This is a genomic window from Aurantivibrio infirmus, assembly GCF_054767315.1.
The window spans coordinates 517723-538325 of the sequence record NZ_BAAFSK010000001.1; the positions used below are offsets into that span (position 1 = coordinate 517723).

Genomic DNA, 20603 nt, shown 5'->3' on the forward strand with positions numbered 1-20603 from the left:
AAGTAAGGGATGGTTGATAAAAAAGGCCGGATCTAAATAAACCCGGCCTTTTTTGCTTTTCCTACTAACGAACATTTTAGGCTACGTTTGTTTTCGCTTCTTGCAAGCGTTGCTCAAGTTTTTCTACCTCGTCCATTAGCGCGGCGGGTAAGTGGTTGCCAAATTTTGCGTAGTATTCTTTGATTAGCGGAATTTCTTGTAACCAACCATCAACCTCAACGCGTAATAATTCAGCGATGCGTTCTTCACTTAAACCTAGGCCGCTAAAGTCAATGCCGTCAATAGCGGGTAAGTTACCAATTGGTGTTTCGATTGCGTCGGCTGTACCCGAACAACGTTCGAAAACCCATTTCAGTACGCGGGAGTTTTCCCCAAAACCAGGCCACATAAATTTGCCTTGGTCATCTTTACGGAACCAATTTACGTAGAAGATTTTTGGTAATTTTGCGCCGGCTGTTTTACCGATGTTTAACCAGTGGCCCCAGTAGTCAGCCATGTTGTAACCACAAAAAGGTAACATTGCCATCGGGTCACGACGCAGCTTGCCGATTTTTCCAAATGCTGCAGCGGTCATTTCACTTGCGATAATTGTTCCTAAGAAAGTTCCGTGAGTCCAATCTCTCGCTTCGTTAACCAGAGGAACAACCGAAGCACGACGGCCACCGAATAATATTGCGCTAATAGGAACGCCTTGCGTGGCTTCCCATTCGTCAGCAATAACGGGGCATTGGCTAGCGGGAGTCGTGAAGCGTGCATTGGGGTGAGCCGCAGCGGTTTTCGATTCAGGAGTCCAGTCTTTGCCTTTCCAATCAATTAGGTGAGCAGGTTTTTCGTCAGTCATACCTTCCCACCACACATCGCCATCATCTGTTTCGGCAACGTTGGTGAAAATACAATTCTCTTTTAAGCTAAGCATTGCATTTGGGTTTGAATCCATGCCGGTTCCTGGAGCAACACCAAAGAAGCCAGCTTCAGGATTTATCGCATAAAGTTGGCCATCATCACCAAACTTCATCCAGCAAATATCGTCGCCGACAGTTTCAACTTTCCAGCCGGGAAGTGTTGGGGTTAGCATCGCGAGATTGGTTTTTCCACAAGCACTCGGGAACGCGCCGGCAACATATTTCGCTTCGCCCTCGGGGCTAGTCAATTTAAGAATCAGCATGTGCTCTGCTAGCCAGCCTTCATCTCTTGCCATAGCTGATGCGATACGTAAGGCAAAACATTTTTTACCCAGGAGTGCGTTGCCACCATAACCAGAGCCGAAAGACCAAATCTCACGAGACTCTGGGAAGTGAACGATGTAGCGGTTATCGGGGTTGCAAGGCCATGCAACATCTTTAGCGCCATTTTCTAGTGGAGCACCCACTGAATGAACGCAGGGAACAAAGCGGCCGTCCTCGCCGAGCTGCGCTAAAACTTTCTCCCCAACCCGGGTCATGATATGCATGTTAGTGACAACATAAGGTGAGTCAGAAAGCTGGACACCAATATGAGCAATGGGCGATCCAATAGGACCCATACTGAAAGGGATGACGTACATAGTGCGCCCTTTCATACAGCCTTCGAAAAGACCGTTTAAAGTGCCGCGCATTTCGTTGGGTTCACACCAGTTATTGGTGGGGCCGGCATTTTCTTCTGATTCAGAACATATAAAGGTGCGATCTTCTACCCGAGCAACATCTTCAGGAACGGAACGAACGTAATAGCTGTTAGGGCGTTTGGCTTCGTCGAGTTTCTTGGCGGCGCCGCTTTTGACCATGAGGTCCCACATCGCGTTGTATTCATCATCTGAACCATCGCACCATACCACCTTCGTCGGTTGGCAAAGTGTGGTCATCTCATCTACCCACTTCAGTAGATTTTTGTTATTGGTCGCCATTATAAATACCTCGTGTATGTGTGGAGCTGCAGCACTCGACAATTAAAAATAAAGAAACAATCTCAGTTCTGAATAATGCAGAAAGTCATTCGGAGCTCTTTTAGGAGCGCGTCAAATTAGTAAAGGCAGCCATGATAATGTCCGGTTTATCTCGCTGCTAGCGAGAAAGGACTAAATCGCGAATACGCTCGACAGAGCTCAAGCAATCGATGACATGGTATTGGGTTTAGTGAACGTATCGAGTGGCGCAATCGCTTCTGCCGAATCACCCTAGCCCTTCAAATGAAGAGGCTCACCGCCTTTGATCAAGGGGGCGCTATTATGTCACCGAGGCATTATAGAATTCAAGTTAACTATTATTATGTGAGCCTATATATCTTTGGTGAATAGTGGTTATCACACTCATTTTTTGAATTAACTATGGTGTCTAGCGCTTACGCTTGCTTAAGCAATTATTGTCATTTTCTTTGGCTAATAAAAAAGGGCGCGCATTGGAGTGCGGCGCCCTTTTTATTATGCAAAATGAAAGTCTTAAAAAATTATTAGTCGACAACCTCAGAAACTTTGCCGTCTTTGAAGTCGACGCGTAGCCGGGCAAATTTGTGTTGCCAGTACATCCACTCATCTAAATCTTGTGAATAAGTCGCATGGCTTGGAGGAGGCCCCATTGCGATCAATACGCCAGCTTTTGTCATCCCGACTTTCGCAATACCTTCTTTGATTCCCTCTTGGTCGATCTTGGACATTTTGGCAATCGCGTCCTTGGGGCAAGTTTTGCCAAAAATCTGTGTTCCATGTTCATCTAAAGATTCCGGCAGCTTCTTGTAGTGTAGGTACTCGTACTTGCGATTATTTCTTTCTGGAATTTCGAAAATAATGGCTTTGCGAGACATCTTGGTGATTTTAACTTGGGTGCACACCGGAATAAGGCCGGGCTGTTGATAATTAACCGCGTAAAGACGTCGATTGCCTTCATCTGGGTGTAAGTTGACGAGAGTGTAAACGCCGTCTTCTTTTACTAGATCTTTAGTTGATTGTGCTATGGCAGTTGTGGATAAGGTCACTGCGCTGATCAAAGCAGCGGCTGCGCCTAGAGTTCGAATTTGTTTCATAATGTGTCACTCCCTCGTTGAAAATTGGCTTTCTGTAAATTCATTACCGATTCAATATTGAGCATGTATTAAAACATTGCCATTCGATGGTCGGTGTTTAAGAGTTAGGCTTACTGAATCCGCGATTCAGCAGCCTTTTTTCTACGGAAAAACAGGCCGATTCTAGCACCATTTCGGCGCTAGCCTCCACCCACTGTCGGTGAGATTAGACGGTTGGGTTGTCAGATTTTAACAAAAATAAAAAATAAGTCGCTAGGTTTGAAGCGTGAAGTCATGCTGTGCTAAATCCAGGTAAAGACTTAACTATTCATCTCACTCGTTTGAGCGATCGGCAGCGCTTGATGGAACCGCTAGACTCTTCGTGAGGATCACCGAGGGCTGCTGAGTCTTTCACATTTTTCACGTGCCTGTATCCGCCGGTTACCAGAGCTGTGGCGATTAGCACTATCTGTAATGTTGCGGTGAGTGGCTTCGTCGCCCTCAAGTTCACGCTGAAGAAATTTAGATTGGTTCCGAGTCGGGCTGGGTTTCTTGCTTTTCAAGTTGAGAACAGTAATACAAAAGCCAACCGGTACCGAAGAAGAAGTTTGGCGCTAATGTCGCGAGTATGTATTCCGTACCTATCGTGTAATGCCACACTGCAATCATGCAAAGAATGACCCAATAGGGCAGCAACGAAGCGACCCAAAAACGCCAAGGGCGATTAAGTTTGCCAAACACTAATTCAACTAAATAAGCGACGGCGAATCCGGCAAAGAAACTACTCGAAGTTTGAACCAGTGTTGACATCAGCCACATCGAGGTGTCGTAGTTGACGAATAAGGTCCACAAGCCATAAGCGATTGCAGAACCGAAAGCGTTGACTAGTAAGCGCGTGCGTTTTGAAGAAAAAAGATTCATCTGCTACTTTTTTGGTTTAGTCTTTTAATGAAAAAGGAGTGAAGTTGGTTTCAGTATCATAATAATCAACCCGCTCATGTTTTTTCAAAAAAGCGACAATGAGATATGTTATTGGTGTCATAAATACTTCCACTAAAATTTTGAAGGCACAATTAAAAACGATGACTGCAAGGATTGTTTTTCCTTCCCATATCCCATAAAAAGCCAGTGGATAAAAAATTAGACTGTCGACTGATTGTCCGCCCAGGGTTGAACCGATGGTACGCATCCACAAAAACTTTCCCTTAGTCCAAATTTTCATTTTTGCGAGAATGTATGCGTTGACAAAATCACCAGCCCAAAACGCTATGATTGAGGCGATAACAATCCGATAAGCGTTGCCAAACACAACTTCTAACGCAGGTTGAAGTACATCGTTATAAGATTCGTGAGGTGCGGGCGTAAGATTAATAATAATGTAAGCCATGCCGCTGGCAAAAATCATCGCGCCAAAACCCGCCCAAATCACTTTTCGAGCGCGGGCAAATCCGTAAACCTCTGTGAGGATGTCACCAAAAATATAGCCGATAGGGAAAAATAAATTACCGGCACCGAATACTAAAGGGCCGGTAATTAACGGGAGCCAACTTAAATCTAAGACGCAAGTTTTGCCGGGGCCAATAAAGTTGGAACACAGAAGGACCACGACGAAGCCGACCATGACGAAATCGTAGTATTTATATCGCTTCGCAGGGTTTTCCTGTGCCGTCGTTTCCATCATGTCGATTTTCATATTGTCTGTTGCCATTCCGAGAAGTCCCGTTGGATTCGGTTGAGGCTGAAGGCCAATTAGTGATCTGATTTGATCGGGGGAAGTGAGTGATCCGTAACTTAATTACAAAGTTGGCAGAAAGCAATGGCTTTCAGCCTAGGTAGCTTGGCGGTGTTTCGGCTAGAATCTCACCTCCGACAAATATTAATTGACTCACAATAATGACGACACATTCATTCGTACATCTCCGCGTCCACACGGATTATTCCCTAGTCGATGGCATTGCTACCGTAAAATCTTTGGTTGCTGCTACGGCTGAAATGGGCATGCCTGCCTGTGCGATTACCGATCAAACCAACTTTTACGCGCTGATTAAATTCTATAAGGCCGCGCAAAACCGCGGTATTAAGCCTATTTGCGGTTGCGATTTTTGGCTAGATAATTCTGATAGTGAAGGACAGGCTTCCAAAATAACCTTGCTGGCGATGAATGAAGTGGGTTATCGAAATATAACCAATTTGATTTCAAAGGCTTATCAAGAGGGACAGCATTTAGGTCTCGCGACGATCCAAAAAGCATGGTTAAAACAAGCGAGCAGTGATGTGATCGTATTGTCTGGTGGCAGGCTTGGCGATATTGGCGCAGCGATTCTCGGCGGAAGACAACCGGAAGCAGAATCTTTGTTGCAGGAGTGGATGTCAGATTTCCCCGATCGTTTTTATTTGGAGTTACATCGTACCGGTCGAGATAATGAAGAAGACTACTTACATCAAGCCGTAGCGCTAGCTGAAAAGTATGGCTGCCCAGTTGTCGCGACAAATGATGTGCGTTTCATACACAGGGATGATTTCGAAGTTCATGAAGCGAGGGTATGTATTACTGAGGGGAGAACTCTTGATGATCCTCGCCGCGAGCGACGTTATAGCGAACAACAATATTTACGTAGCCCGGAAGAAATGTCGGCTTTATTTAGCGATATTCCAGAAGCATTAGAAAACACTGTCGAAATCGCCAAGCGTTGCAGCTTGGAGATCACCTTGGGGAAGAATTTTTTACCCGCTTATCCTATCCCCGAAGGAATGACGGAAGCAGAATTTTTTGAGCAAGTTTCGCTAGAGGGCTTAGAAAAACGTTTGCTTAATATTCTTGATAAAGACGATCCCCGTTATCAAGAAAAACGAAAAGTCTATGAAGACCGGATTCGCTTTGAATTAGATATTATTAATCAAATGGAATTTCCAGGTTATTTTCTTATCGTTATGGATTTTATTCACTGGGCAATTAAGAATAATGTACCCGTTGGGCCGGGTCGCGGTTCGGGTGCCGGATCGTTAGTCGCCTATTCATTAAATATCACCGATCTGGATCCACTTAAATACGATTTACTTTTCGAACGTTTTCTCAACCCGGAACGTGTTTCTATGCCTGATTTCGATATCGATTTCTGTATGGAAAAGCGTGATCGCGTTATTGCCTATGTGGCAGAAAATTATGGGCGCGATGCTGTTTCGCAAATTATTACTTTCGGTACCATGGCCGCAAAAGCGGTGGTGCGCGATGTAGCGCGAGTATTAGGAAAAAGTTATGGCCTCGCCGATAAACTTTCCAAAATGATTCCGATGGATGTCGGAATGACGCTGTCGAAGGCTTTCGAGCAAGAAGAAATTATTCGTGATTTTTTAAAGTCGGATGGCGATGGGCAAGAAATTTGGGACATGGCGTTAAAGCTAGAAGGCATGACGCGTAATGTGGGTAAACATGCCGGTGGTGTTGTTATTGCACCGACAAAACTCACTGACTTTTCGCCGCTATATTGCGATGAGGCGGGCAACAATCTTGTTACTCAATTTGATAAAAATGATGTTGAAGATGCGGGCCTTGTTAAGTTCGATTTTCTTGGCTTGCGGACGCTGACAATTATCGATTGGGCAATTCAAATGATCGATAAAGAGCGCGCTCTTGAAGGTCAAGATCCAATTGATATTGCAAAAATTCCACTCGATGATTTGGCCACTTTTAAATTGTTAAAGCGTGCAGAAACTACTGCGGTTTTTCAGTTGGAATCTCGCGGTATGCGCGATCTCATCAAACGTCTACAACCTGACAATCTCGAAGACATGATTGCCTTGGTCGCGCTTTTCCGTCCGGGTCCATTGCAATCGGGAATGGTTGACGATTTTATTAATCGTAAACATGGTCGTGCGAAAGTGGCGTATCCCGATGCAAAATATCAACACGACAGATTGAAGCCAATTCTCGAGCCAACCTACGGCGTCATCGTTTACCAAGAACAAGTAATGCAAATTGCCCAGGCTCTCGCTGGTTATTCATTGGGGCAAGCAGACTTACTTCGTCGCGCGATGGGAAAGAAAAAACCCGAAGAAATGGCAAAGCAGCGAGAAACGTTTGCGGCAGGTGCACAAGAGCAAGGAATTAATCCAGAACTTGCTACGCGAATTTTTGATCTGGTAGAGAAATTTGCTGGTTACGGTTTTAATAAATCGCACTCCGCTGCTTATGCGCTTGTGTCGTATCAGACAGCGTGGTTGAAAACACATTACCCAGCGCACTTCATGGCGGCGACGTTGTCATCGGATATGGACAAAACAGATAAAGTCGTTACCTTTATTGAAGAATGCCGTGAAATGAAATTGACCTTGTTGCCCCCAGACGTCAATCGAGGAGCTTTTGCCTTTACAGTAGATAAAGGTGAAATTATTTATGGGCTCGGTGCAATCAAAGGATTAGGGGAAGGTCCGGTGGGTAGTATTATCGCTGCTCGAAGTGACGGCGGAAACTTTAGTGATTTATTTGATTTTTGTTCGAGAGTCGATCCAAAGAAAGTGAATAAGCGTGCTTTAGAAGCATTAGTGCGCAGCGGCGCAATGGACACGATTGGTCCAGACGCTGATCAAGAAGAAAAGAAATTGGATCATACTCGCGCGGTGCTGTTCTCAGCTTTAGGTGAAGCAGTAAAAACTGCGGAGCAGCAAAGTGCGAATACAGCCGCCGGCATGGAAGATATGTTCGGCACTTTAGTGCCGAGTAATGATGCGGGAAAAAATGTTTATGCACCGTATCTCCATTGCCGCATGTGGAGTATGAAAGAACGCTTGCAGGGCGAAAACGAAACTCTCGGTTTGTTTCTAACGAATCACCCTATTGATGAGTACGAGGGCGAAGTAAAGCATTTGGTGTCTGCACGCATTGCTAATTTAAAGTCTGATAAAGGTAATCAAAAGGTCGTTGGTTTACTTGTCAGTATGAGGGTAATGAAAACGAAGCGCGGCGACACGATGGCGATCCTAACACTTGATGATAGGACCGGCCGCATCGAGGTGGCGATGTTTTCCGATGCCTACAATGAATACCGAGAAAAATTAATTAAAAATACATTGCTGATGATTGAAGGCAATGTCAGTAATGACGATTATAGTGGTGGTTTAAAAGTCCGCGCTGAAAATGTTATGACGATAGATGAGGCGCGACAAAACCTCGTAAAAAGCCTTTGTTTAAAAGTAAATTCGGCGAGTATAGATAATAGCTTTACTTCAAAGCTTTCTACCATCCTTACTCCTTATCTTAATCAGGGCTGCCCGGTTCGAATTGATTATTCTCGAAAAGACGCAAGCGGACAAATCTATCTAGGAGAAGAATGGCGTGTAAAGCCAACTGAAGAACTGGTGCAAAGATTAAGAGAAACGTATGGGCGAGAATCCGTTAGTTTGATGTACTAGTAAAGACCACTATCTCCCATCGAACTTTTTTTAACTCGTGTTCAATTAAATGCAGTCATTATCCTATGGATGAAATCGCTGAACTTATCGTTGAAATAGAAGGCTACTGTAGACAGGCAGAAATTTCTGAATCTACGTTTGGTCGTCAAGTCGTTAATGATGGGAAGTTCGTCAGTCGTTTGCGAAATGGTAAAGGCGTTACCTTAAAAACTCTAAATAAAACACGAACATTTATACGAAACAATCCTCCAGGCCCCGATTCAATTTCTGAGAAGGACGCCACTCTAAAGTTGGTAGATTCAGAATATAGCCAGCCAAGTGTTTCTGCTCCGGCTCCCCAAGCTGACACTAACCTACTGTCAGAAGACAACAATAATTCTATAACTCATGCAAGACGACCTTTTAGGTTTTATGAAAATCGTCAAAAGTATTTATTTTTCGTGCATACCTGCAATGAAAAATGGGCGATTTCGCAACGGGCTGATCGTGAAATAAAACATTTGGAACCGAACTTTCCTGCGCTCAGAATTTTCGACGCGGGGATGGGTGATGGCACGGTACTAACTTACATCATGCAAAACTTGCATCGTCAGTTTCCAACCGTTCCATTGTTTATAAACGCAAAAGAAATGAGTGTTGAAGATGTTCGTTTAGGCTTAGAAAAATTACCTGATCGTTTCGTGGAGCATCCAGCGACGGTGTTTGTTGTTAGTAATATGGCTTATGACGAAGCGCCCTGGTTATCACCAAAGCAACAGCTGCCATTAAACTGGCATGCTGTGCCACTCCATGGGAATTGTGCCCATGAATATAGAGAGCAGATCGAAGGTTTACACAGCGTACTGGATCAAGGTTGGCGAACTAAATTGAGTGATAAAACGGGTAACCCTTTGTATGAGACGCCTTCAGTTTTGGTTCTCTATCGGGGAGATCATCAATTCATGCTGGATAATATTATTCCGCAAGTTGGAGCGATTGAAGGCGAGTATGATTTTATTTTGGCGGCACAACCTTGGCAGGCGCGAGTCTCCGCGGAATTTAAAATAAAAAGAATTCTTGCACCGCTAGCTAAAAGTTTGGCGAGTGGAGGGCGGATGCTCGGCGTGCAAAGTTATGGTGATGATCCCGCTCAAGAAATCGTTCAGCGTATTTGGCCGAATGAAAATCCTTTTACCATTAATCGACATATCTTATTGAAAGTACTTAAAGATGAGCTGGGCCCAGAATCCCGTAACTTTAGTTTCAATACTATGAGCGATGCGAAGTCTGTTTTCCGCTATGAAATGCACACCTTGCCGACAGAAATCGGCGAGCATATCGGTAGTTCGACTTTATTTGCGGCGTGGAATGCTGCTATTTATGTGAATCAAATCCAAGATGATCAATTGGAGGGGGCGGTGAAGTCCGGACAATACTTGGAGGCGACGCGCGAGATCTTGAATAAGCGCGGTTCGCTTTGGTTTAATGATGAAACTTTTGTCGTGACAAGAAAGAAAAACTAAAGGTGCAAACAAAAAGGTCATTTTAGTGTGAAACTAAAATGACCTTAGAATAATAAAGGAGAGAACGATGTTTTCGCGGGGATTAATTAATGGTAGTAAGTTACAGCCCATTGGCCATTCTTTGCGACGTTCTCTGCACGGTTGTAATCGTTATCTTGTTTGATGCTATCAACAAATAATTGCATACCACTTCTTGCTTGTTCTTCAGACTCGAAAGGGCCGATATCCATGTTTTCCCGAGTTGAAAAAAACCACTCGTTATTGATGGTGAAGAATCGGCGGGATCGATACCAAACTTTGGCTTCTTCATTCTGCCGGCACTGTATGGTTTGGCTTGGGGTAGTAATTTGTTTCATTATCTTGCCATCCTGGGAAAGCTTAGAAGTAATCAAAAACGGGATTCAAGTCCGTTTCTCAGTCATAAAACGAAGTATAGCGTAAAAAGTGTGACTGCAATCACTGTTGATCAAAAAATAACTAGCTGATTTAGCGCGGTTATTTTGAGTGATATCTGAGCCACTCGCCTTAAGTAGTTGTATTGAATATACAAAGTTTAATAATTAGCTGGCGACGACTTATTCGCGTTTATGTGATACTTGTCATAATTAACATGAATAATGGTATAAAAACGTAGATTCATGCGCCTAATTCGCGATCTTCAGGAGAATTTAGGCGACAAACACTCTCTCCTAGAGCGAGTTCGCACTTCACACTCAGGATGTTCTAATGATCATATTTCGCTTAAATACGGCAGCTAGGTCGATAAGACCCTGCAGCACCCTCACATTCATGCTCGGCATCTGTGTACCTTTGTTGAGCTGCCTCTCACTTGCTCAGTCAACGCGTTCTCTGGATCAATTAACGATGGCGGAGAAAATCGACAGAGCAAAGCCATTTCACTTAGAGCACAGTGAATCCGTAGAGCCCTTCACAATCATCGACAATGTTCACTATGTTGGTGCAAAAAATATTGCTTCATACTTAATTACAACGCCCGATGGCCACTTTTTACTGGATACCGGTGTGAGGGAAATGGGAGATTCGATACGATCAAATATAAAGAAACTTGGTTTTGAGCCTCGTGACATAAAAATTCTTTTATCGAGCCACGCCCACTTTGATCATGTTCAAGGGCATGAAGAGATGCGCAAAGCTACCGGAGCGAAAGTGATGGCCGTCGGAGACGATGCTAAGGCTTTGCAGGAAGGCAAAGATTTGTCGCCCTTGGGTTTCGAAGGTTGGGATCCGGTAGAAATTGATACCGTTTTAAAACACGGCGATGTCGTCAGTCTCGGAGCGACGAGCTTAACTGCTATCAACGTTCCGGGGCACACCCAGGGTTGCACAGTTTGGACGATGAACGTTGAAGATAATAAGAAAACGTTTGAGCTGGCTTTTTTTGGGTGTAGCGGACCGAACAACGGCGTGAAAATTACTGACAACGAAAAATTTCCGAATTTAGTGGAAGATACCCTGTTGGGTTACCAGCGTTTGAAAACGATAAGCCCTGACATTTATTTAAATGGCCATCCCCACGAATTATTTGAAACGAGAATGCCAGCGATACGATCTGGGGAGAGACCTCATCCTATACTGACCCAGCAACCTTGGTCGGAGTTCGTCAATGAATTAGAAACAAATTTTCAACAACGTATTCAATAAAGGGTAAGTTTATTCTGGGAATTACTCGTTCTTTTTAATCATTACTCTTAATAATAATTTTCTAAAAAGTGGGATGTATTATGCAATATTTTCTTGTCGCCATTATTTTATTCTCGATGTCTTTTATCGGGATCGCCGATCCGATCACCCTAAATACTCCTCAGGGTAAATTGCTGGGTGAAACCGTCGCGAAAAATAACGTTCAGGTTTTTAAAGGGATTCCTTATGCTTTACCACCTGTTGGAGAGCGCCGTTGGAAGCCAGCAGAACCCGCGCCTGCCTGGACAAGTGTTCGCAGAGCGACACAGTTTGGATTTAATTGTATGCAAGAACCCCGTCTAGAAGGTGGATTTTTTTATCGCCCAAGTTTACCAATGAGTGAAGATTGTTTGTATTTAAATGTTTGGGCTCCTACAAAGAGTGAGAAAAAACTACCGGTGATGGTCTGGATTCACGGTGGGGCATTAACGCGAGGGGGCGGTGATGCGCCCGCTTATGATGGTGCGGCTTTAGCGCAAAAAGATGTTGTGGTCGTAACAATTAATTATCGCTTAGATGTGTTCGGTCATCTTGCTCACAACGAATTGTCTGCAGAGTCTGCGAATAAGGCATCGGGTAATTATGCTACTACTGATCAGATTCAAGCGCTGAAATGGGTGCAAGAAAATATCGGTGCCTTTGGTGGCGATAAAAACAACGTCACTATCTTTGGTGAATCCGCTGGTTCCTGGAGTGTGACGCATCTCGTTGCATCACCCTTGGCGAAAAATTTATTTCATAAGGCGATTGGTCAGAGTGGAACAGTGTTGGGCGTTATGCCTGAACTAACGCGTCCTTTGAATGCATTGCCGTCTGCGGAAATGTCGGGAAACAGTTTTATGCAAGCTGCAGGTGTAAATTCTTTAGTAGAGTTACGCGCTTTACCGGCTCATGAAATTTTGTCTGCTTCAAGTAAAAGCCGATTCCGAAGTGCTGCGGTGGTCGATGGCTGGCTTTTCCCGCAACAAATTTATTCTATATTTGAACAAGGTAAACAAAACGCCGTTCCCGTGATTGTTGGTTTTAATGCAGACGAGGGAACGACACTGGGTGTTGCAGCTCGAATCCCCGAGAGTGTAGAGAAATATTTAGAAACGGTGAAAGTTCAATACGGTTCTATGGCTGAAGATTTTTTAACATTGTATCCTGCGGAAAATTTAAAGAAATCGACTTTTGATTCCTTTCGAGACGGCTTTGTAACCTGGAGTATGCAGTCTTGGGCAATGATGACAGCCAACGTCAATCAACCCGCGTATTTATATTATTTTTCTCATCGCCCTTCTGGGCCAGATCAGGATACCTTAGGTGCCTATCATGCCGCAGAAATATCTTATGTTTTTAATAATTACCCCAGCTCTCCAAGATACGAAAAGAAAATGGCTAATATAATGTCTGATTATTGGGTCTCGTTTGCTTACGACGGTACCCCGAATTCAAAAAAATTACCTGAATGGCAGCCATACAAAAAAGATAACAGGAACTATATCGAGTTCAATAGCGAAACTAAGCGAGGCGCCATTCCTAGTGTCGACCTATTTCCGGGTATTTGGGAATTCCATGAGAGGGCGATGCTGCAAAACCGGCCATAATATTGCGAGCTGTTTTAATATCTAACAGCGATTAGTGTTGAAAGGACGGCTCGTGTAGAATCGGCCAGGCGATTTTCAACGGATGCACTAAACTTATTCGTTGATCTCAACGGTCTCAATGAAAATGTTGATAAAAGAGGAGAAGTTTATTATGAATCGTATGCTATCGAGAACTCTTCTAGGCCTTGCTTCAATGCTTTTTGCGTTGTCTGCTTTTGCCCAAGATGCGGTTCTTAAAGTGGGAGATATGGCGCCAGACTTCACATTGCTTGGCTCTGATGGTGAGCAATATTCACTTTCTGATTACAAAGGAAAGCAAGCTGTTGCTATCGCTTTCTTTCCGAAAGCATTTACCGGTGGCTGAAGTCTGCAAGTCCAATCGCTGCGTGACAGTGGTAGAAAACTTGCAAAATATGACGTAGCTTATTTTATGGCTAGTGTAGATACGCAATCGGATAACAAACGTTTTGCCAAAGAGCAAAAAGCGAAATTTCCTTTGTTATGTGACCCGGCAAAAGAAATGACGCAAGCCTACGGTGTGCTTTCTCCACGCGGTTTTGCGAATCGTTGGACGATCTATATCGACAAGGAGGGAGTAGTGCAGAAAATCGATCAGAAGGTTAAACCAAATTCAGCCGGCAAGGATATGCTCGATGCATTCGAAGAGCTGGGTTTTGCAAAAAAATAAAGCGATTCGAATACATTTGATAACGGGAGCGCAGCTAACTTGTGTTATCTTTGTTCTCTGACAAAAAAGGCTAGTACGGTAACGTACTAGCCTTTTTTGTTAGTGCCTTTATAAGGTGTTTGTCTCGTAAGTGTGAACGATTTGGTTTGTGCGAGTTTAGTTCTTTAGGGTGGATTGTAAGAAATGAATTTTGGGCAGCGTTTTCACATAGAATTATTACTGGTAATGCTTGTTGTTGGAGTGTCATCCGCTTTGTTTTTGGATTATTCGAAAGTTTATTTTCGTGCGGTATCCCTAGTTGAGCCTGCATTTTATGCCCTGCACCTTCGCGTCGACATGTCGTCCCACTACGCATTTACAGGACGTTGGCCCGACGAGGTACTACTTTCCGAAAGCGATGTCGATCAATTTGAGCCTTCAGTGAAAACCGCGGTAATCGATTCAGATGGCGATATAAAAATAATATTAAAGTCTCGCTATTCAGATTTAGATGGTAAGGCGCTGAGTTTCGTATTGAATCAGTATGTTACAGAGCAGGGTTTTGTATTTCATAGTTGGCGTTGTGGCGGGGCAGAAAATCCATCGCCTTATCGAAAAGCACATGATAGTTATAGCGAGATTCCCCAATTAATAACTGATCCCCTTTGTAGGAGAAAGTGAATGTCCGCAAATGGAAACACCATTGAACGAATGTCAACGGTCAGTAGGCTATTATCTTATCAACGCAAAAATAATGTCGAAACGGCCGATGCGATTAGTAAAATTAAAAATGCGCTTCCTGTGGATTACTCCGAGGATATTGATGCTGTTTTAATGCTGGTAAGCGGGAACAGAGTTGCGCATGGCCAGGAGTCTCGTTTGTCTGGAGCGATGTCAAAATTGGCGGCCTGCGTCGAAAAAGAAAACGCAAGCCTAGAAAAACTTTTCTTGGAAACGCAAAACCAAATAAAAGAAGCAATTATTACTGCGAAGGAGTTTTGGAGCGGGTTTAATAGTATATTAACTTACGTTTCTTCAATTTGTATAATTGCTGCGATAGTATTACCAATTTTTATTTTTAAAGTGGCACCCGTTTTTTCTGGGTTTTTTTCCGAGATGAATTCAGATCTTCCTGAGTTTACTCGTTTTGTTTTCGGGAATAAGGAAATATTTGTCGGCGTTATTGTTTTATTGCTGATCGTTGTTATTGTTTCATTTATATCGTCCTTACATATTAAGCGCTGCATATCACGATTTGCGGCCTTACATCCCGTATGTTTTTACATTCCTGGTGTTAAAACCTTTTCAGAAATTTATGCGTATCATTTGTTTGTCCATTACGTTAAGGCATTGGTAAATTCTGGTGTTAAAGAGGAAGTAAGTTTTCAGGCCGCTGCAGATTTATCTGGCCTCAAAGAGAGAAGATTGAGTCGCTTTAATACGTGGTACCAGGCGGCGAAAGCGGCAACCCTGATGAATTGCTTGACGGAAGAAGTCGAGTTTCAAAGTAAAAATAGCATTGCTTTGGTTAACACTGAGGTGGTTCGATTGCGAGAAAACATGACTATAGGTATTCAAGTTGCAACAGGATTACTGATCGGTACCGTGATAATTGCCATGTATCTTCCAATTTTTAGTATAGGTTCTGTCATTTAGGGAGCAGATATGAAATATGATAAGGGTTTTACTTTAATAGAGTTGATGATAGTGGTCGCGATTATTGGGATTCTCGCAGCTGTCGCTTTGCCAGCTTATCAATCTTATGTGGTTCGAGCGCAAGTTGTAGAATCACTGGTTATTGTTGGTGAGCTTAAGAACTCCGTCGCCGAGCAATATAAATACTCAGGCAGGTTTCCCGCGACGAATCAGGCGGCCGGAATCCCTGAAGCAAATTTGTTGTTAGGTAACTACGTAGATTCAATCGCTATGGAAAATGGCGCCTTTCACATACGTTTTGGCAACAAAAGTAACGCTCAGTTAGCTGGGAAGTATTTAACAGTTCGTCCGATTGTTGTTACGGGCTCACCGGCAAGTCCCTTCTCTTGGGTGTGTGGAAACTCAGAAGCGCCTGCGGGGATGGAGTTTGTCGGCGAAAATAAAACCGACGCCGATCTTTCCTTGTTGCCATCTTCTTGTAGATTCTAGGCTGGTTACAAATTTGTAATTAACTCGCAGGTTTTATAAGATCCGAACTTTTGCAGATCTCTATCAAGATACGTATAGAGCTTTAGTCGGATCACAAATAAAAAATGAGAGAGTATTATGCGGGTTAGAGAATTGGCAGTTGTTCGAATGTTGAAAGTTATCTTCGTTGGGTCGTTGTTGTTATTCTCGTCGATAGGCTACTCCGAAGGATTAGATCCAGCAAAGATCCAATTGGGCTCGGTGAGAGTCAGTATTTTTGATCCAACTGAAAATGTCACGCTATATTCTAAAAACGCTCATATCCCTGGACCAATTGCGTCAATTACAAAACTAATGACCGCGATGGTTGTTCTCGATGCAAATCAACCACTCGACGAGTTGATTACAATCCTAACATTAGAAAGAAAAAGCGGTAAAAACGCTTATTCCCGGATGCGAGTAGGTGCACAAATAAGTCGCGGAGATTTAATTCGCCTCGCTCTTATGGCATCCGAAAATTTAGCTGCGTCATCTTTAGCGGATAACTATCCAGGCGGATTTGAAGCTTTCATTCAAGCGATGAATAAAAAAGCCGAAGACTTAGGAATGCACAGAACGCGATTTGTCGATGCGAGTGGCTTGTCCATCGACAATGTGTCAACTGCCTCGGATCTCACCTTGATGCTAGTTGCCGCGTACGCTTATGAACAAATCAAAGAGTTCACGACGACGGGAAACTATACCGCGCGATTTAAAAACCCACGCCACACACTGGGTTACGGAAACACGAATCGCTTGGTTCACCGTCAAAGCTGGAAAGTAAAAGTGAGTAAGACAGGTTATCTCGATGAAGCTGGTCGTTGCCTTGTGATGATTAGCGAAATAGAAGGTAAGCCAGTCGCCATGGTTTTGCTAGATTCATTTGGAAAAATGACACCAATAGGCGACGCGGGCAGAGTTAAGCGCTGGATCACCACGGGAAATAGCGGCGGAGTAGCAGGCGCAGCGCGAGATTATGAGCGGCGTAAGTCCGCAGAAATTAGCAGTTATAAATCTGTTCAAAATTAGATTTTAGCGTCAGGATTTGATCTAGATCTATGGACCTGATTCAAATCTAGAAAGACAATGAGTCGTTATTTTTAATAGTATTAATCACCTTGTTCGGGATTCTGATAACAACTTCTCAGGTTTGTTCTGACATTCTCTTGATTCCAATAATATAAAGTTAAAATGTTCGGGCGTATAGGATTTAGGCGTGGAATTCAAAGACTATTATAAAATTTTAGGTGTCGCAGAAACGGCGGATGCTAAGGCGATCAAGACCGCTTATAGAAAGCTCGCGCGTAAATATCATCCAGATGTAAGCGACCAAACCGATGCTGAAGATAAATTTAAGGAAGTAACAGAAGCTTATGAAGTGCTTCATGATGCTAACAAGCGCGCGGAATATGACGAATTAAAAAAGTATGGTGGACAACAGGGGCAATCCTTTCGTCCTCCACCGGGCTGGCAGCCGCAAGGTGGTGAAGAGTTTTCGGCAGGTGATTTTTCAGATTTTTTTGAATCGATTTTTGGTGGTGGTCAACGTACCCGTCAATCTAGTAAGGGATCTGGTTTTGGTGGTCGCGGTCAAGATGTTGAAATTGAAATGCCCATTTTTTTAGAGGACACTTTATCGACCGAGTCAAAAAAAATAGCTTATCAACTACCTCGTTATGATCTGAATGGCAGTCGCCTCGCAGATATTAAAAAAAATCTAAATGTAAAAATTCCAGCCGGGGTTGTCGATGGCCAGCGCATACGCCTCAAGGGTCAGGGTGGTCCCGCCATAGGCGAGGGATTAAACGGTGACTTATATTTACGAATTCGTTTGGTTCCTCACCCTTTGTTTGATATCGAGGGACATAATCTGATAATTACTGTTCCCCTTGCTCCTTGGGAGGCCGCGTTGGGGACGAAAATAACGATGCCGACACTGTCCGGTAAAATTCAACTGACGATTCCTAAAAACAGCCAGTCGGGTAAACGTCTGCGAATAAAAAACAAAGGTTTGAAAACTCAAACTGGGTATGGCGATCTTTATGCTGTGCTTAATGTCGTTATGCCGCCGGAAGTAAATGAAACTACCGAGAAGCTTTGGCAAGAGCTGGCCACCAAAGTCAAATTTGACCCGAGAAAAGAGTGGAGCGCAGGCGGATGAATTCAACCTTGTTGATCCAAATAACGACCCTTGAGTTGTGTGAGCAAATTAATGAAACAACTGATACGGTGATTGAGATCGTGGAGCATGGAATACTTGATGTTCAAGGTGAAGCACCTGATGAGTGGTTGTTTGATGAGTCTGCCGTGGAAATCGCACAGCGGGCAATTCGTATGCGTAGGGATCTTGAAATTAACTGGGCAGGTATTGCTTTAACATTGGATTTATTGAAAGAAAAACAACGGATACAGGCAGAAAACTTGCGATTAAAGCAACGCTTATCACGTTTTATTATTGACGATTAGTTTCTAGATCGTCGCGGTAGAGTGCTTATCTAGAAATCATTTTGTAAGTCTTACTAAGAATCCTGATCAAGTAAAATAGGATCGCGATTAAATTTGGACCTAAGCCAGTTAATGGGTTCGTGTACAACTTTTTTACTTACTAATATCCGCGTGACTTTATATTTTCCGGGGAAGTCCATCATCAGCAAACCAATTAACATCGTTAGTAGGCCTTGACCTGGCAACACTAGCAAGGTTATTCCTATCGCTAACAATACGAGCCCCAAGAGATTTTTTGCAATAACTAAAACGTAATGAAAGACCGGGTGTAGATCAAAGTAATATAATCTCCCCCGTTCTTCCTTCGTAAAATAGTCGGTTGGCAAATAAATAATAATGATTGGTACGGCAAACATTGAAGCCAGTGATATGACGATTGCAGTAAATGATAACCAAAATTCCATAGCGATAAACAAAAGCACTTTGTGTGGGCAATTGACCGTCAGTATGCGCTCGCGTATAAAGTTTTAAAACACATTATTTATTGCATTCAGGTGGCGCTGTGACAAACCGCACTTTTCTAGAAGCTCGCGTAACAATTGCTAAAGCGTGCACCAGCGATGCACATGTAGCTTGGGAAATACGGCGCAAGGCCATTTTGGTCGGTTGTAAAAATGTTTATCCAGACGAACAGCTAGCTATTTGGATAGGCAGTGCAATGCCCGCTACATTCACGCAATTCGTCGATGAAGGGTGTTATGTCGCAAAAATTGAGGGTGAAATTATTGGTACTGTCAAACTCGACTATTCGAATGGGAGGGTGGATGGCCTGTTTGTTGAGCCAGGTTTTATGGCACAAGGTATCGGAAAAAAATTGATGCTGCATGTAGATAGTATCGCCCAAAGTATTGGGCTTAAAAAATTATGGTTAGAGTCAACAATTAATGCCGCACCTTTCTACAGAGCGTGTGGATTTGTTGGTGACAAGATTCAGGCTTACCCATCTAGAAATAAAAACCTGCGCATAGATTGTATACCAATGCAAAAAATACTCGAAGCATAGCCAGTTGAAATTAAGCTATTTGAACCCCGGTTTCTAAACGAGATGCAACTCAAACCATACAATATAAAACTATATAAAATAAAAGAACGCGCTAGTTTTGTATTTCCCAGCGCGTTGTTTATTTCTCCACTCGGACATTGCGAGAGCTAGTGAGTAGTTTATGCTGCTTTTAGCGCTCGTAGCATCCAAGCAGTTTTTTCATGAATCCTCATTCTGTCTGACACCAGCGCCGCTGTTGATTCATCATCTGCTTTTTGTGCCGGCTTCAACACTTCGCGGCAGGTTTTCACGACTTGCTCATGGCCTACAGTCAGAATTTCTATCATTTCCGCGGCGGTTGGAATGTTTTCAACTTCCTTAATCTGACTTAGCTGGGCAAAAGCTTTGTAAGTGCCGGGTGCGAATACATCCAAAGTTCGAATTCTCTCTGCGATTTCATCAACCGCCAAAGCTAATTCCGTGTAGTGTTCTTCAAACATCAAATGCAGTTCTCTGAATTGAGGGCCGGTAACATTCCAATGAAAATTATGCGTTTGCAAATACAGCGTGTAGGAGTCTGCCAAAAGGATTTTTAAACCATTGGCAATCTCTTCGCGTTCATTCTTGTTGATGCCCATGTGGTCGATATTGCTCATAGTGCCTCCCAATGAAGTACGTATTGAATAAATCTAAAAACGCCTAAAAGACTATCTGAAATTCGAGATTTATAGAAAATAACTATGTTTATTACTTCGATAGCCAAGTTTTATTAATAATGATTGTCCTTGGCTATCGAGATCATTGTCATTAATGGCTGTTAGTATTTTTTGAGAATAATTATCATTCGCAAAAATATTGATCGGTCATGAGGTTTATTATGATTAAGACATTCACATTCGCGGTATTACACTTTAGTGTCGCGTTCACAGTGACTTATATTTTGACGGGAAGTTTGGTCTTAGGGGGTGCAATTGCTTTAGTGGAACCCGCCATCAATACGGTTGCTTTTTATTTTCACGAAAAAATATGGCTTAGTTTTTTAACTCGGAGCAGGGAGGGGGCGACGCCTGCGGCTCATTTGCTATGATTCATCTGCGTCACTAACGGCCGCG

The 20603-nt window shown here is 43.3% G+C and carries 20 protein-coding genes; 13 read left to right on the plus strand and 7 right to left on the minus strand.

Annotated features, from left to right (window positions below; translation table 11 throughout):
• Positions 1-76: 76 nt before the first annotated feature.
• The 4 genes from ACYUCY_RS02530 to ACYUCY_RS02545 all read right to left on the minus strand — a co-directional run bounded on the left by ACYUCY_RS02530 (position 77) and on the right by ACYUCY_RS02545 (position 4681).
• Positions 77-1882: a phosphoenolpyruvate carboxykinase (GTP) gene (locus ACYUCY_RS02530; RefSeq protein ID WP_460224870.1), complete on the minus strand. Its 1806-nt coding sequence runs from the start codon at positions 1880-1882 to the stop codon at positions 77-79.
• 542 nt (positions 1883-2424) lie between these two features.
• On the minus strand, positions 2425-2994 hold the full coding sequence (locus ACYUCY_RS02535; protein ID WP_460224871.1) for a hypothetical protein: 570 nt from the start codon (positions 2992-2994) through the stop codon (positions 2425-2427).
• Between the two features lie 501 nt (positions 2995-3495).
• Positions 3496-3894: a hypothetical protein gene (locus tag ACYUCY_RS02540; protein ID WP_460224872.1), complete on the minus strand. Its 399-nt coding sequence runs from the start codon at positions 3892-3894 to the stop codon at positions 3496-3498.
• A 16-nt stretch (positions 3895-3910) separates the two neighbouring features.
• Positions 3911-4681, minus strand: coding sequence for a queuosine precursor transporter (locus ACYUCY_RS02545; protein WP_460224873.1), 771 nt, complete (start codon positions 4679-4681; stop codon positions 3911-3913).
• A gap of 185 nt (positions 4682-4866) precedes the next feature.
• On the opposite strand from ACYUCY_RS02545, the gene dnaE reads away from it, so the two are divergent.
• Entirely contained in the window at positions 4867-8382 is a 3516-nt protein-coding gene (dnaE, locus tag ACYUCY_RS02550; RefSeq protein ID WP_460224874.1) for a DNA polymerase III subunit alpha, read from the plus strand.
• A 65-nt stretch (positions 8383-8447) separates the two neighbouring features.
• Positions 8448-9884 carry a hypothetical protein gene (locus ACYUCY_RS02555; RefSeq protein ID WP_460224875.1) on the plus strand — a complete coding sequence of 479 codons (1437 nt, stop codon included), beginning with the start codon at positions 8448-8450 and terminating at the stop codon, positions 9882-9884.
• A gap of 86 nt (positions 9885-9970) precedes the next feature.
• Here the strand turns inward: ACYUCY_RS02555 and ACYUCY_RS02560 are convergent, their stop codons facing one another.
• A complete protein-coding gene (locus tag ACYUCY_RS02560) occupies positions 9971-10240 on the minus strand; it encodes a DUF6316 family protein (protein WP_460224876.1) in 270 nt (89 codons plus the stop codon).
• Positions 10241-10610: 370 nt separating this feature from the next.
• Between ACYUCY_RS02560 and bla the strand changes: the two genes are divergently transcribed.
• The 9 genes from bla to ACYUCY_RS02605 all read left to right on the plus strand — a co-directional run bounded on the left by bla (position 10611) and on the right by ACYUCY_RS02605 (position 18470).
• Positions 10611-11546, plus strand: a complete 936-nt coding sequence (bla, locus tag ACYUCY_RS02565; RefSeq protein ID WP_460224877.1) for a metallo-beta-lactamase — start codon at positions 10611-10613, stop codon at positions 11544-11546.
• Positions 11547-11626: 80 nt separating this feature from the next.
• The gene (locus tag ACYUCY_RS02570; RefSeq protein WP_460224878.1) at positions 11627-13174 is read left to right on the plus strand and encodes a carboxylesterase/lipase family protein; all 1548 of its coding nucleotides are present in this window, start codon (positions 11627-11629) and stop codon (positions 13172-13174) included.
• Positions 13175-13421: 247 nt separating this feature from the next.
• The gene (locus ACYUCY_RS02575; protein WP_460225106.1) at positions 13422-13862 is read left to right on the plus strand and encodes a redoxin domain-containing protein; all 441 of its coding nucleotides are present in this window, start codon (positions 13422-13424) and stop codon (positions 13860-13862) included.
• Between the two features lie 183 nt (positions 13863-14045).
• Complete coding sequence (locus tag ACYUCY_RS02580; protein WP_460224879.1) at positions 14046-14522, plus strand: hypothetical protein; 477 nt, start codon at positions 14046-14048, stop codon at positions 14520-14522.
• Positions 14523-15497: a type II secretion system F family protein gene (locus ACYUCY_RS02585; RefSeq protein ID WP_460224880.1), complete on the plus strand. Its 975-nt coding sequence runs from the start codon at positions 14523-14525 to the stop codon at positions 15495-15497. It begins immediately after the preceding gene.
• Between the two features lie 9 nt (positions 15498-15506).
• The gene (locus ACYUCY_RS02590; protein ID WP_460224881.1) at positions 15507-15986 is read left to right on the plus strand and encodes a pilin; all 480 of its coding nucleotides are present in this window, start codon (positions 15507-15509) and stop codon (positions 15984-15986) included.
• 117 nt (positions 15987-16103) lie between these two features.
• On the plus strand, positions 16104-17033 hold the full coding sequence (gene pbpG, locus ACYUCY_RS02595; protein ID WP_460224882.1) for a D-alanyl-D-alanine endopeptidase: 930 nt from the start codon (positions 16104-16106) through the stop codon (positions 17031-17033).
• A 187-nt stretch (positions 17034-17220) separates the two neighbouring features.
• On the plus strand, positions 17221-18165 hold the full coding sequence (cbpA, locus tag ACYUCY_RS02600; protein WP_460224883.1) for a curved DNA-binding protein: 945 nt from the start codon (positions 17221-17223) through the stop codon (positions 18163-18165).
• Positions 18162-18470, plus strand: coding sequence for a chaperone modulator CbpM (locus ACYUCY_RS02605; RefSeq protein WP_460224884.1), 309 nt, complete (start codon positions 18162-18164; stop codon positions 18468-18470). Before cbpA ends, ACYUCY_RS02605 begins: the two co-directional genes overlap by 4 nt.
• Positions 18471-18523: 53 nt before the next feature.
• On the opposite strand, the gene ACYUCY_RS02610 is transcribed toward ACYUCY_RS02605, so the two are convergent.
• Positions 18524-18913 carry a PGPGW domain-containing protein gene (locus tag ACYUCY_RS02610; RefSeq protein WP_460224885.1) on the minus strand — a complete coding sequence of 130 codons (390 nt, stop codon included), beginning with the start codon at positions 18911-18913 and terminating at the stop codon, positions 18524-18526.
• Between the two features lie 98 nt (positions 18914-19011).
• Here ACYUCY_RS02610 and ACYUCY_RS02615 point away from each other — a divergent pair, with 98 nt between their 5' ends.
• Complete coding sequence (locus ACYUCY_RS02615) at positions 19012-19512, plus strand: GNAT family N-acetyltransferase (RefSeq protein WP_460224886.1); 501 nt, start codon at positions 19012-19014, stop codon at positions 19510-19512.
• A gap of 158 nt (positions 19513-19670) precedes the next feature.
• On the opposite strand, the gene ACYUCY_RS02620 is transcribed toward ACYUCY_RS02615, so the two are convergent.
• Positions 19671-20147 carry a Dps family protein gene (locus ACYUCY_RS02620; RefSeq protein WP_460224887.1) on the minus strand — a complete coding sequence of 159 codons (477 nt, stop codon included), beginning with the start codon at positions 20145-20147 and terminating at the stop codon, positions 19671-19673.
• A gap of 221 nt (positions 20148-20368) precedes the next feature.
• Between ACYUCY_RS02620 and ACYUCY_RS02625 the strand changes: the two genes are divergently transcribed.
• A complete protein-coding gene (locus tag ACYUCY_RS02625) occupies positions 20369-20578 on the plus strand; it encodes a DUF2061 domain-containing protein (protein WP_460224888.1) in 210 nt (69 codons plus the stop codon).
• The last annotated feature ends 25 nt before the right edge of the window (positions 20579-20603 follow it).